This is a genomic window from Pelagibius litoralis, assembly GCF_011683915.1.
GTDB lineage: Bacteria > Pseudomonadota > Alphaproteobacteria > Kiloniellales > Kiloniellaceae > Pelagibius > Pelagibius litoralis.
This window is the reverse complement of the sequence record NZ_JAAQPH010000021.1, coordinates 59,808-73,288: the sequence shown is the minus strand read 5'-3', so window position 1 is coordinate 73,288 and position 13,481 is coordinate 59,808. Positions and strand designations below refer to the sequence as shown.

Below are 13,481 nucleotides of genomic sequence, written 5' to 3'. Positions count from 1 at the left end.
ATGAAATGCATATATCTTGATATTTATTGTTCAGATCTGGCAGAATTGGCATGAATGACGACTATGCGATCGTTCAGGATGAACGCGAGGCCTTACATCAACGCACCTTGCGGGTGCGATTCCCTGACCGTTTTGCAACGCTCTTGTTTCTGCATCAGGGAGTGCTTCTTTGGGGTGAAGCGGAGGAAAAGATCACCGGTCCCGCGCTTTGTTTCTGGCCCGGCTCGTCCCGCCCGCAGCTCAAACTGGATGCTGGGTCAGGGGCACGGCTTTTGGGGCTCAGCGACACGATCCTCCTCGACGCAATCGGAGCACGCGCCGAGTCAGTGCATCTGCGGATGTTGGTAGAACGGGCGTTTAACGCGCAGCTCGAGGAGAAGCCCAAGATCCCGCAGGTCGAGAAGATGTTTAGCTGGTTTGGTCATGAGATGGAGACGGCAGAGCTCCGCTCGCCCATGACGCTCTCGGCCTATCTGCGTCTTCTGCTGATCACCGCGTTACGGGTTCACAATCCCGAGCCGATGGAAAAAGGAGTTGAGCAAGCCAACATATTGCGTCGGTTCCGGCATTTGGTGGAGTTGCATTATCGAGACCATTGGCAGATCTCCGCTTACGCTAATGAATTGGGTGTGGAATATGACCGCCTGCACCGCATCTGCAAACGCGTGACAGGGCGCACGCCGGCGGAGCTGGTCCATGAGCGCTTGATTGCGGAGGCCAAAGCGCGCCTGGAGAACTCAGGCCACCCTCTGAAAAAGATTGCCGCCGATCTTGGCTTTGCGGATGGATCGCGCTTCAGCCATTTCTTCAAACGACGGACGGACATGTCGCCGGGTGCCTATCGCGCAATCGTCTCCCGCCTGGGCGGCGACGATCTGAATGAACTGCGCCGCGGTTTCTCGGATTGGCCTTAGGCGTAGTACTGTTCCCGCGCAGCAATGATCCGGTCGAACCGCTCGGATGCCCAGATCACCAGTGGTTTGAGCACTCCAACCAGTTCCTGCCCAAGATCCGTCAACTCGTAGGACACAGCGACTGGAGGTCCGGGATGCACGGTTCGGGTCAGATAACCGTCACGCTCAAGGGTTTGAAGGTTTTCGGTCAGAACCCTTTGCGTGATGTCACCGATCAGGCGCTTGATTTGACCAAAACGCTGAGGGCCATCTTCCAAGGCAAGAACGATCAGGCACTGCCATTTGCCGGTAACCTTTGCCAGCACATTCTGGACCGGGCAGAGCTGCCCATCCTCTTTCGTCGCCGCAGTTACCTGCGGCATACCAGGTTCCTTTATAGTGCGTAATTGATACTTGGTGCAAATTTGATACTAAATCTGCACCCCAGGATCAATCGCCGATGAAAGAATAATCCATGACTTCTGCGGAAGTCGTTCTGGCTTTTGCCACTGCGGTCTTCATCAATTTCAATGCCGACGCCGCCAGCGAACTGATGAAGCCCGACTACATTCAACACAACCCGGCCGTACCCACCGGTGCCGCACCGATCATCGAACTCATTCCCGCATTGAAGGAGAGCGGTATCATGATCGAGCCGCACCGAGTGATCGCCGAAGGCGACATGGTCGTCGTCCACTCGACCTACCGTAACGCCCAACTGTTTGGCGGTAAAAACGCTTGTAGCATTTGACTTGTTTCGCGTGGAAGACAGCAAGGTCGCCGAGCACTGGGATAATCTCCGGCCATTGGCCGGCCCGAATCCATCGGGCCGACCGAGGTTGCGGACCTGGATAAGACCGAAGACAACAAGAAGCTTGTCATCGATTTTGTGACAACGGTACTTCAAGGTGGCGATACGGCTAACATCACTGACTTCATCTCCGCCGATTCCTATGCACAGTACAACCCACAGATCGCCGACAATCTCAACGGCCTAGGTGCGGCGTTGGAGTCGCTAGCCGATCAGGGCATTGAGATGGTGTACAATGAGACGCCGCTGGTGGTGGCGCAGGGTAATTTTGCCTTCACCGGATCGGAGAGGACATTTGGCGGAACGCCGACGGCCTTCTTTGATCTCTTCCGGGTGGAAAACCGCAAGATCGTCGAGCACTGGGACGTAATCTCGGAGATTCCGACAGAAATGGCCCACGAAAACGGCAAATTCTGACAGCTTGCTTCGGAGGTGTGCAGAGGGCGCACCTCCACTTCATTGGGAGCAACTGTGGTCAGAATCGGCAAAGCGGACTTGATTGCGTTTCGCGGTCTAGGGAGTTTGGGCTCAAACCGGCCATGACCCGCCCCCACGGATGGTGCCACGCCTTAGTTTAGACTCTTAGTCGCTTGAGCTTGCCCCCAACGTTGGGGGCAAGCTCACTGCCAAATCTCTCTAACTCAGCATCTGGAGCCGGTCAAAGGGGGCAGGCCATTTTGATGTCACGATATTCGTTCACCATGCCTGTTGATCATCGATTACAATTTATGGTGCATAAGTGCTTTTTGCGCGATTGGAGAGCCGCTTAAGCAACACGGAGCTTGGTAACTCTTAATGTCGAGACTGTTGCTCTCACCTTGGTTGTGGGAGCGCCGGATATCAGTCGCCATGGGGATGCATAAGTTACTCCAAGGCTTGTCCGACATATGCATGCGCTGTAATCAGCTTCCGCCCAATGCTTGCGGCAGAACAGTTGATTTGCCTAGCGTTCGTGATTTCTAAAACGACACAAAAAAATGTGCGACTACTGCGGTAACGCTTAGTTTTGATGGAGCATCCGATGCCGAGTTGCCATCAAATAGTTTATCACACAATCCGGCAGCGGATCCGAAAGTTTCAATACCATCCGGGAGAGGTCATCGCGATACATCCGACCGCGCAAGGATTGGGTATTAGTCCAACTCCATTGCGGGAGGTTTTAATGCGCCTCTTTGCCGAAGGACTCATCGATCATCACCCGAACCGAGGCTTCTTCGTCAATCCCATTACGATTGACGGCATCCTCTCTCATTATGAGTTACTGAATTTTGCGCTACGCTATGCTGTTGAAAAAATCACTAATATTGATGACGAGGAACGGCTGTCAGCTATAACAGAATCTTTTTATTTAAAGAGAATTGACTGCGAAAATAAGGATGAAAATACTATTTACTCTGAAGAGCTTGAGGATTTCTACAAAAAAATACTCGAGATAATAAATAATTACCAAATCACTAATGTGATAAGAGTTGGAATTGATCAAATGCATTTGGTGCGGTGCATTGATTTCTCGATCAGGTTTGACTACCGGGATCACAGCATCGAACGGCGATTGTTCACCGATGCACTCAGGGCGCGCGAAAAAGACGCTGCCCTTGCGGTGATCGACAGCTCATTCAAGCGGCGATGCGCCGCGGCTGTGGATCTCTACAAAGAAGTAATTTATAGAATAAACGATAATAATCAAATATTTATTCTGCCCTAGATTGATTTATACGTTACATATATTTGTCATATATATCGAGAATATATTATAAGAATATCGTTTAATATTTATACCTGTCCTGCTTTATCTAGTCTTCCATTTCAAACAAATAATGGAGGGTCTACAAGTGGTAGCAAACGCAACTCAAACAGTAGCGAGACAGGCCCAGCCAGCTCAGGCCGGTGTATCGCGATCAATCAACGATGTGGTGCAGCACATCATGGAATACCCTATGTCCCATGTGGTGGCGAAGTTCGCGGAGAAACACGACATCGCTTCGGATGTGGCGCAAGAATACGAAAAAGAGCTGAAACGATATTTTGTGCTCACAACGCTCAACCCACAATACGACTACGGAATGGCGGGTCCGGTGGACGATCTCTGGCATGAGTTCATCCTCTATACCAGGGAGTATCATGTGTTCTGCCAGCAGTGTGTTGGACGGTATCTCCACCATTTTCCCGAACGAATGTACGACGCCAACGCAAAGGGTGACAACGTCGAGTCAAACGACACGGTGGAGTGGTATGGGAAGTTTCTTACAGACTACACCGTGTTGTTCGGAGAAAAGCCGCCGGCACACGTTTGGCCGGATATCAGGAGCTTCCCAGCAGCCACCATGAGCCTTTGCCGTGCTTGTGGTACGGACCCCGGCGGCCCCGACGATCCCGATCCCTCAGATCCAGACCCTGTCTGATACCGGCAGCCTTTTAAAAAGTAGCGCTTTGGAGCGGGAGAAACAGCAATCAAGACAAGCGGGTACCACCGATACCTGACCGGATCGGTGGTACCGGGTAGTGAGCGGTCGCCGGGAAAGAACCAAGGCTATCGGTTCTTGGCCTCTCCCTGTTTCGTCTAGATTGCATCACGCCGCATCGACTTTTTTTGGATTGCAAGTTTTCGGCAAATCGATGGGTCGGATGAGAATCTTGGTCGTCGGAAAATTCCCACCGCTTCAGGGCGGTGTCAGCACTATCGCTTATTTTTCTGCTCTAGACGCGTTAGATAATGGGCACGAGGTTATTGTCGTTACCAACTCGGCCGCTGCAGTACCGACAAACAGAGTAGCAATTGATCCACCTAAAAACTTTGATGCTGGTGGCAAGCTGCGACTCGTCGCGTCAGAGCCTGTCGCGGAGCGTGCGTTCATTCCCTGGGCCGCCCCTCATTGTGCGCAGTTGACCGGTCTAACCCATTCGATGTTGCGCTCGGAGAGCGTTGATCTTGTCGTTGGTTGGTACTTGTATCCCTACGGCCTCGCCGCCGCCTTTGCGTGCCTGCTGGACAACAAACCCTTTGGCCTGATCCATGCCGGAACTGATCTCGCTCGGCTATCGAGGTATCGCGATCTGCGATCTTGCTATGAGGCGATCATTCCGCGCGCAGCCTGTATTGTTAGCGCAGGAGATGATGCGACGCGCTTGTTGAACCGTATGGGCGCGCGATCCTGCCAGCTCCTACAGTCACAGCCAAATGCGCTTGCGCGGCAAAGAATCGTTGTTGAGCGTGAAGAGATGGACGAAATCGTCGCCAGCTTCGATTATCGCAGCTTCTATGCGGACAGCGGCACCGAAATCCGGAATCTCTTTCGCGACTACCAGCCGCCTCAGACGACATTTACTTCAGAGCTTCCAGTTATCGCTATCTTTGGCAAGGCCCACGTGAGCAAAGGTCACCATTTCCTCGTGGAGGCGTTGTCACAAATCCAACGAATGGAACCGGATATCGCGTTTCGGTTTCTGCTCTGCGTTTCAGGCGATGAGCAACATCTGAATCCGATCCTTGACGCATTGAATGGTGAGGCGGAATGCTTGCTAGATCGCACTTTATTGATGCCGATTGTGCATCCGCTGATGATGCCCTCCTTGCTCGGCATGTGCGACATCCTATGCATCCTCGACCACTGCTTTCCTGTTTGTATTCATCAACCCAGATTGCTGCGTGAGGGTCTGAGGGCTGGTAGCAGCATCCTATGCTCTGCCGAGAGCGCAAAGAAATCAGGGCTCAACGAACACCTTGTGAAGGGTAAAAACTGCGAGATGGTGACGGACCCCTCCGACATTGACGAGCTCAGAAAGGCTCTCCTCCAACTACTGCGGCAGCGGAATCATCGGCGACAGCTCGCCTACAATGGGAAGGTTCTCTCTCGTGTCTTGGAAAAATCGTTGGGCGGCAGGCGGGATCCGATATCCTTAGTTGCTGCGGCCTTTAAACGGTTGGGTGCATTGGAGTAACGGATGAACCCCGACGATGGGATGGCCAAGAGCAAACAGTTCAAGAGGCACACATCGCCCTCCGATTGGAGCCGCATCCGTTTTTTGTGCATTCTTAGTTGGTCGAGTCTCAGCCGTAACGGTCGGGCCTTGGTGCTACTGACATTCGTTCTTGTGATTGGTTTGTCCTACGGCACGACCTTGCCGCCGCTACTTTTCTCATCCTTCATTGATGCTTTTGAGTTTCAGACGACGCTGACCCCAAAAGCGCTCTGGCTGATCGTCGGTTTCCTATTTGTGTTTTGGCTCAGCAACTTTGTCCGCGAGCTTCTGTGGGTCATCGTTGGCCCTATTCATCAGCGTATTCAAAAGCAAGCCAATGTCCACTTCCTTGATCATGTTCTTTCTTTACCCTTTCAGTATCATCTAGAAAAATCTACTGGAAAGCTTGTCGAGCAACTCAACCAGGGTCAAAGTGGCATAAACCTGATCGTCTTCAATGCGCTGACAGCGCTCGTCCCAACTTTGCTCCAGACGATCTTTGTTATTCTGAACACCATTATCTTTCTGCCGCTGCCCATTGCATTGATCATGAGCGTGATGGTTGTCATCTATCTGTCGGCCGTGTTTTTGGGCGTGCAGCGGGCAGGACGGTTTCAGCGCCGGGCCCAGAAGGCTCTGATCGAAGGTCGAGGCCTTCTGACCGATATCCTACTTAATATCGAGATTGCCAAAGCGTTTAATCGCGAAGCTACGCTTGTCGACAAGTATGATGCCGACTTGTCGATCGCGGAAAAACTCTTCGGTCGTTTCTTGACTGTCCGTTTTCTGCTGGGTGCGGCACAGGTAACGATCATGGTAACTGGGCTGTCTGTTGCGCTCGCTTACACCATTCGTGGCGTAAGCGAGGGCAACTTGTCGATTGGCACTATGGTTCTAGTACAGATGTATTTCCTCCAAACCATAGCACCTTTGGCAAATCTGAGCCGGCAATACCGGGATGTAAAATCAGGACTTGCCATGCTGGATGGCGTGATCGAGGTTTTATCGCTTCCTCCTACGCAGCCCGCTCAAGTGGCGGATGAACCGACTATTGTCAAGGGCACGGTTAGCAACATTGTCTTTGACAAAGTCACTGTTGAACTGGGCGGACGGACTATCTTGCGGGAAGTCTCGTTTGAGATCCATGCCGGTTCGACAGTTGCGTTTGTTGGTCCTACCGGATCAGGAAAGTCGACAATTGTCCGATCAATACTTGGATTGATCGATTTGACGTCTGGAGCAATTCAATTTGGTGAAACGCCAAAGAACCAAATGCCGCCCGGTGAGCTTCTAGCCTGCACGGCCCTCGTCCCGCAAGACACTGTTCTGTTCCATGATACGCTCGAAAACAACCTACTCTTTGCGCAGCCCAAGGCGACGCGCGCCGATCTGAAACGCGCACTGCATCAAGTGCAGTTGACCGAACTACTTGATCGGCTTCCAAATGGTATTGAGACGCAGGTCGGCGAACGTGGCCTCAAACTCTCAGGAGGAGAACGGCAGCGGATCGGCTTGGCCCGAGCACTTTTACGGAAGCCTGATCTCTACATCTTCGACGAAGCAACATCGGGTCTCGACCCCCTGACGGAAGCGGCCATCCTTGCTGATATTCAAGCCATCGACCCCAACGCAACAAAGATTTTCATAACGCATCGGCTCAATACCGTTTCCTTTGTTGACCGTGTGTTCGTAGTGCAGGACGGGGTGATAGTGGAGCAGGGAGCACCGAAAAGACTCTACGGCGAAGGAGGGCGATACCGCGCACTCTTGGATGCAATGCAAAGGGAGGGATGAGCAGTGTTTACGAGGCAAGATTCAGCGTCGCCGACGCAGTAGTGGGCCATGACTAAGTCAATTCGCCGAAAGGAGAATGCTACATGTCGAATGATCGAATTTTAACTAGCCGCTCCGTACCCGGCGAGCCGGGAATAACAGCCCGACCTATTGCAGTTCGGTTTGGTACAGGTGAGATCGCCTACAGTTACATTGATGACGTCTTGCTGACAACTACGGTTGATAAGATCCTTGCCTACGCAAAACGCAACGAGAAAGCTTTTCGACCGTCGAAGGTACTGGACGGCATTGTCACGGAAACCAGAAAATCCATATCCCATGAGCCTTTTAAGGCCTACGGGAAGATAGTAATCGATCTACTGCATCAAAATTTCGAAACGATCTGCTGGTCACTCGATGTTGCTCAATTTGAAATATCGAAAATAGAATGCCAAATGACATTCCATCGTGATGGTGAGTACTTTAAAATACATAAGGACAATAGAGGCTTGGTCACAAGGTCGAGGTGCCTAAGCTATGTCTACTACTTCCACGATGAGCCAAAGCGCTACAGTGGCGGAGAACTCTATCTGTACCGTGATGATCCGGAGAGTAATAAGCTGGATAAAACAAGCCGATTAGAAATGATCCCAAAGCGTAATCGCATAGTCTTTTTTAGAAGCAACGTCTATCATGAAGTTGCTAAAGTTGAATGCCCGACAACTGGTTTGTCCGGCGCCCGCGGAACAATCGCGGGATGGATCAGAACCTATGACTTCAATGTCATTGAGGCGATGAGCGGACTTCCCGCACAACGCTTTCGACGTTCTGCATGAAATCAATCTGTCGAGGAGATCGTGAACGGGCTGCTATAGTCGGACAACGACCAGCCTGTCGGCGCTGGGCACTGAAAGTGCGGTCAGGGCCGACACGAAATTCGGCTTGCGATAAAGTTCAAATTGCCATTCAGACGGTTTAGATCTTGGAGGTTGCAGTGAAGGCCTGGCTGCCGAAGTTGGGGCGGTATGGCCATGCTGATTTGGTGATCGAGACCACCTTAAATGAGCATAGTTATAAGATGGATTTGCGACAGGATGCGCGGTTGACCAACTCGAACCTCCGAACGGATGGTCACGCGTCCTGACCTGTCGCTGTCATGAACGACATTTTATGGTTGCCTTTAAGTATTTGAACAATCTTCGAAAAGTTGATCTTTCAAAGGTCATAGAGGCTGATGGTGTCGGCAGACCCTATGGATCTGGAGAGTTATACCAGCGGCAGAAGGTTCTGACTCGTAGGATATCTGCCGTGCCCATTTCGTTCATGCCGAGGGTGATCCTGCGGAGATGGACAAAGGTGCTGTCGAACGTCACGAAAGAGCGTTTCGTTCTGGAAATGCGGAGTTCGTAAAGAGTTTGGTCTGGCAACGCTGTCCCTTCCATTGATATTGTACGGCGCAGAATCCCTAGTCTTTCACTATGATGTCCCTTAGCGTCAGGCCATGCGAAAGATATCTCATCGATTGCGTTCTCAACAACGTCCGTAGCCGCGCTGCGCTGCAGCTTGAGATCATGGCCCTGCGGCATCAGCTGGAGGTTCTTGAACGTAACCGCCCGGTTCGGGTTCAACTCACACGACTAGGCCGGGCTCTCTGGATCCTGCTGTATCGTCTCTGGCCTCGTTGTCTCAATGCGGTGGTCGTCATCAAGCCGGAAACGGTGATCGCTTGGCATCGCAGAGGCTTTCGCGCCTTCTGGACTTGGAAATCACGACCCCGCAGGAGAGGTCGACCGCCGGGTCCCGCCGAAGTCCGAGGCTTTATACACCAAATTTGCCGCGAGAACTCACTGTGGGGTGCACCGCGCGTCCATGGCGAACTTCTCAAGCTTGGGATCGAGATCAGTCAGGCCGCGGTCTCGAAGTATATGGCCCGGCGCCCGAAGTCGCCATCGCAGACCTGGCGGACATTCCTTCGGAACCATGTGGGCTGTCTGGCATCTGTCGATTTCTTCGTCGTACTGACGGCCACCTTCCGGCTCTTGTTCGTGTTCATCGTTCAGCAACACGAGCGCCGTCACATCGTGCATTTCGGCGTCACCGCGCACCCCACATCGAATTGGGCCGCGCAGCAAATCCGCGAAGCCTTCCCCTGGGAGACCGCGCCACAGTATCTGATCCGAGATCGAGAGGGGTCCTATGGTGCCGTCCTTGTCTCTCGGCTTAGGGGCATGAGAATCAAAGAGGTTCTCACCGCCCCAAGATCGCCGTGGTAGAATCTCTACGTTGAACGGGTGATCGGCTCCATCCGGCGCGAATGTACCGATCACATTATTGTCCTCGGTGAATGGCACTTGCGACAGCTCTTGTGGTCCTATGTTGACTATTACCATCGATCCCGGACGCACTTATCGCTTGAGAAGGACTGTCCGGAACCGCGTTCGGTTCGTCCGCCTAATTCGGGTAAGATCATTGCTTTCCCACAGGTCGGTGGCCTGCATCATCGCTACGAGCGTCGCGCCGCCTAGCTCTCGGGCTACTTTTTGCGTAAAATCCTTCGCAGTAAGCAGAGATTGTTCAGCATATGGCCGACCACTATCGCCCCACTATCGTTCGGCCAGTCGGAGCCTTGTTTCCATGGGCCGCTTGCCCGATCACGGTGGCGCCATAGCGCCAACGCCTCCGAGAAATGTCTAGTGGTCACCAAGCCGCTCCTATGTATCGGCCCGAAGGAGTTAAATCGAAGGGACAAATCGCAATCATCCACCCCGTCGGCGCGCGTGCAGGCGTCCGGCTTTCGGCCGCTCCTGTTGGGCCGACGGCCAGTGTTCGAGAAAGGGTGTCCAATCATGCCACCAGTGTTGAAAGCTCATCAGGTGGGACAGAGGCGACCTGATATGTCCGGCCAACAATTCGGCACTCAACTTCTGCGAGCCATTCCTTTGACACGTTACGCATGGCTGCGTGTGGCATATCTTCCCAGCGGTGGAAGTACGACTTTGCGCCTCGCATGAGCAGCAAGCACCGTTCCGCTGGGTGGAGTACAGATAGAGCAGAGAGTTCTCGTTTGCCCTATCGGCAACGCGAACTGCGAATGCAATGACTTCCAGTCAGTTGAACCAGCGCAACGAGTTCTCTCGACCGACGCTGTATCTACAACGCCTTCGATATGCTGCTGCGCCAGACACTTGGCCAACTGCCATCTGTCGCCGTCAAGTGGACGGCAGTCTGCAGGTCCTTATGGGCTACGGCATCAAAGCCAATCACATAGCGACGTCGTATCAGAGAAAATCGGGCTGGGGCTAGTTCAATTCGGGAGATGGCATGAGAAACACAGTTCACCTGCGGAAACTGAACGTCGTCGTGGCAATCTCATCTCTTGCGCTGATTGCCGTCTGCGCCGGACAATCGCAAAGCGCTTCAAACAGCGGTGAGGGAGCAGGGGTAGTCGCTGAAGCGCCACAGGGCGCAGAAGATGACATGATGACCGCCGCGGATGCACGTGAATTCATCGAACGCGTCGAAAAGTTCAGGCGCGAATTCGGCGAATACAGCGAGCGTGTCGCCTGGTCCCGGGCAACCAACATCACCTATGATACCGATTGGCTGGTGACGAAGGTTGAGGCTGAGAACACGGCGATGGGCGTTAAGTTCGCCAACGAGGCGAAACGGTTCAACGATGTCGATCTGCCGGCGGAGGATCGACGCAAGATTGAACTGATCAAGCTTGGCGTCAACCTGCCGGCGCCGGAACGCCCCGGTGCGGCACTGGAGCTTTCAGAAATCAATACGCGCATGGCCTCCACCTATGCGACCGGCAAGATCGAACTCGGTGGCAAGCAGGTTGGGCGTAATGATCTTGAGGAAATGATGGGCACGGTGCGCGACCCGGCACGTCTTCAAGAAATCTGGACCAAGTGGCGCAGCGTGCCCGTGGCAACGCGCGATGACGGCGGCTCGATGAAGTCCGACTATGCGGCCATGGTGGCACTCGCCAATGAAGGGGCGGGCGAGCTTGGCTTCGATGATGTCGGCGCCATGTGGCGGGCGCGGTACGACCTTCCACCTGCCGAGTTTGCCGTTGAAACGGATCGGCTCTGGGGGCAGGTAAAGCCGCTTTACGACGAGTTGCAATGCCATGTGCGCGCCAAGCTCAATGAGAAATACGGCGACGAGATCGTTCCTCTCGATCAACCGATCCGGGCGGACTTGCTCGGCAACATGTGGGCGCAAAGCTGGGGCAATATTTATGATCTGGTTGCGCCGGATGATGCGGATTCGGGTTTCGACCTGACCGAGCTTCTGGTCGACAAGGGTTATGACGCCAGGAAGATGGTCGAAACCGGCGAGGCGTTCTTTTCTTCGCTGGGCTTTGATCCGCTGCCGGAGACGTTCTGGGAGCGTTCCCTGATCACCAAGCCGGCCGACCGGGAAGTGGTCTGCCACGCCTCGGCCTGGAACCTTGATGGCCAGGACGACATCCGGATCAAGATGTGCACCAAGGTCAATGCCGACGACTTCCAAACCGTGCATCATGAGCTTGGCCACAACTACTATCAGCGCGCTTACAAGGCGAAATCGCCGATCTTCCAGACCGGGGCCAATGGCGGCTTTCATGAAGCGATCGGCGACATGATTGCGCTGTCGATCACGCCGGAATACCTGCAGAGCATCGACTTGCTGGAAGAGGTTCCGGACGCGTCCAAGGATATCGGCCTGCTGATGAATCAGGCGCTTGATAAAATCGCCTTCATGCCGTTCGGCCTGTTGATGGACAAATGGCGTTGGCAGGTGTTTTCCGGCGAACTGACGCCGGAGACCTACAATGACGGCTGGTGGGCGCTCAGAACCCAGTATCAGGGTATTCGCCCGCCGGTAGCACGCTCAGCCGATCACTTTGATCCCGGTGGTAAATACCACATCCCGAACAATGTTTCCTATACGCGCTATTTCATCGCCCATGTCCTGCAGTTCCAATTTCACAAGACCGCTTGCGAAATGGCCGGCTGGGAAGGCCCACTGCATCGCTGCTCGATTTACGGGGCGCAGAACACGGTCGGCCCCAAGTTCAACGCCATGTTGGAACTGGGCGCAGAGAAACCCTGGCCTGAAGCGCTTGAAACCTTTACTGGATCGCCCGAGATGGATGGCGGCGCCGTGGTTGAGTACTTCGAGCCGTTGATGGACTGGTTGAAGGAACAGAACGCCGACCGCCGATGCGGATGGTAGGTTGTGCGGCGTCAGCGCCTATTGGACAGATAGGGTGTTTTGCAGATAGGAGGATTTCTGGCTCATCGTAACCGCCAAGGAATGAAGATGAGACAGAAATCCGGGCCGCGTAAAGCGCACTCAGAGATGGTAGTCAAAGATATCCACCGCGCCACGCGACGCCCGCGCGGAAGATAAGGCTCAATGCGCGCCCATTCCTCGTCACTCAACCAAAACAGCTTCCTTGCCATCCAAGCCTCCTATCCTCGGAAAACTTGAATCATAAATTTCGATCAGCCGGAATCCCCTAATTGAATACAGACCCTAGACCGATCCAGTGCGCCTCACTTCATCGCCTGCCAGTTACGTGACCGCCCTCCAACTAGAAAAATGCTCCTTTTGTAAAGATCACACCCCGCAGATCAAAGCTTCTCCGTGAGCTCCGGCACAGCATCGAACAGGTCCGCAACGAGACCGTAATCGGCAATCTGGAAGATCGGCGCTTCTTCGTCTTTGTTAATCGCAACGATAATTTTCGAATCGTTCATACCAGCCAGGTGCTGATTGGCTCCTGAGATTCCGCATGCGATGTAGAGGTCAGGTGCGACGACTTTGCCCGTCTGGTCAACCTGCCAGTCGCTCGGAGCATAGCCAGAATCCACAGCAGCACGCGAGGCACCGACCGCAGCACCCAACTTGTCAGTCAGTTTTCGAACAAGCTAAAGCTCTCTTCCGAACCGACGCCGCAGCCGCCAGACACAACGATCCCGGCCGAAGTAAGTTCCGGACGGTCGCTTTTGGGAAGCACCGCTCTCCCTCATAGCGCCCCCACTTTGCCA

At 53.6% G+C, this 13,481-nt stretch carries 11 protein-coding genes and 1 pseudogene; 9 read left to right on the top strand and 3 right to left on the bottom strand.

The window, feature by feature from the left end; all coding sequences use genetic code 11:
* Positions 1 to 50 precede the first annotated feature (50 nt).
* The gene (locus HBA54_RS22510; protein ID WP_167228926.1) at positions 51 to 914 is read left to right on the top strand and encodes an AraC family transcriptional regulator; all 864 of its coding nucleotides are present in this window, start codon (positions 51 to 53) and stop codon (positions 912 to 914) included.
* Here the strand turns inward: HBA54_RS22510 and HBA54_RS22505 are convergent.
* Positions 911 to 1,276 (bottom strand): winged helix-turn-helix transcriptional regulator, encoded by a 366-nt coding sequence (locus HBA54_RS22505; protein ID WP_167228924.1) that lies wholly within the window; start codon positions 1,274 to 1,276, stop codon positions 911 to 913. The two genes, HBA54_RS22510 and HBA54_RS22505, sit on opposite strands and share 4 nt — an antisense overlap.
* A 92-nt stretch (positions 1,277 to 1,368) precedes the next feature.
* Between HBA54_RS22505 and HBA54_RS28800 the strand changes: the two genes are divergently transcribed.
* From HBA54_RS28800 to HBA54_RS22475, 7 genes are all read left to right on the top strand, one after another.
* Positions 1,369 to 1,644, top strand: coding sequence for a nuclear transport factor 2 family protein (locus tag HBA54_RS28800; RefSeq protein WP_205944842.1), 276 nt, complete (start codon positions 1,369 to 1,371; stop codon positions 1,642 to 1,644).
* A 138-nt stretch (positions 1,645 to 1,782) separates the two neighbouring features.
* Positions 1,783 to 2,121: a nuclear transport factor 2 family protein gene (locus HBA54_RS28795; protein WP_205944841.1), complete on the top strand. Its 339-nt coding sequence runs from the start codon at positions 1,783 to 1,785 to the stop codon at positions 2,119 to 2,121.
* Between the two features lie 592 nt (positions 2,122 to 2,713).
* Positions 2,714 to 3,409, top strand: a complete 696-nt coding sequence (locus HBA54_RS22495) for a GntR family transcriptional regulator (RefSeq protein ID WP_167228921.1) — start codon at positions 2,714 to 2,716, stop codon at positions 3,407 to 3,409.
* A 127-nt stretch (positions 3,410 to 3,536) separates the two neighbouring features.
* Positions 3,537 to 4,106: a glycine-rich domain-containing protein gene (locus tag HBA54_RS22490; RefSeq protein ID WP_167228813.1), complete on the top strand. Its 570-nt coding sequence runs from the start codon at positions 3,537 to 3,539 to the stop codon at positions 4,104 to 4,106.
* A 232-nt stretch (positions 4,107 to 4,338) separates the two neighbouring features.
* Positions 4,339 to 5,643 carry a glycosyltransferase family protein gene (locus HBA54_RS22485; RefSeq protein ID WP_167228919.1) on the top strand — a complete coding sequence of 435 codons (1,305 nt, stop codon included), beginning with the start codon at positions 4,339 to 4,341 and terminating at the stop codon, positions 5,641 to 5,643.
* Between the two features lie 3 nt (positions 5,644 to 5,646).
* Complete coding sequence (locus tag HBA54_RS22480) at positions 5,647 to 7,458, top strand: ABC transporter ATP-binding protein (RefSeq protein ID WP_167228917.1); 1,812 nt, start codon at positions 5,647 to 5,649, stop codon at positions 7,456 to 7,458.
* A gap of 83 nt (positions 7,459 to 7,541) precedes the next feature.
* A complete protein-coding gene (locus HBA54_RS22475; protein WP_167228915.1) occupies positions 7,542 to 8,273 on the top strand; it encodes a 2OG-Fe(II) oxygenase in 732 nt (243 codons plus the stop codon).
* Positions 8,274 to 9,281: 1,008 nt separating this feature from the next.
* On the opposite strand, the gene HBA54_RS22470 is transcribed toward HBA54_RS22475, so the two are convergent.
* Complete coding sequence (locus HBA54_RS22470) at positions 9,282 to 9,788, bottom strand: hypothetical protein (protein WP_167228913.1); 507 nt, start codon at positions 9,786 to 9,788, stop codon at positions 9,282 to 9,284.
* A gap of 970 nt (positions 9,789 to 10,758) precedes the next feature.
* Here HBA54_RS22470 and HBA54_RS22465 point away from each other — a divergent pair.
* Entirely contained in the window at positions 10,759 to 12,663 is a 1,905-nt protein-coding gene (locus HBA54_RS22465; protein WP_167228910.1) for a M2 family metallopeptidase, read from the top strand.
* Between the two features lie 401 nt (positions 12,664 to 13,064).
* On the opposite strand, the pseudogene HBA54_RS22460 reads toward HBA54_RS22465, so the two are convergent.
* Positions 13,065 to 13,447 (bottom strand): annotated as a pseudogene (locus HBA54_RS22460) (electron transfer flavoprotein subunit alpha/FixB family protein); the annotation flags it as partial.
* Positions 13,448 to 13,481: the final 34 nt, after the last annotated feature.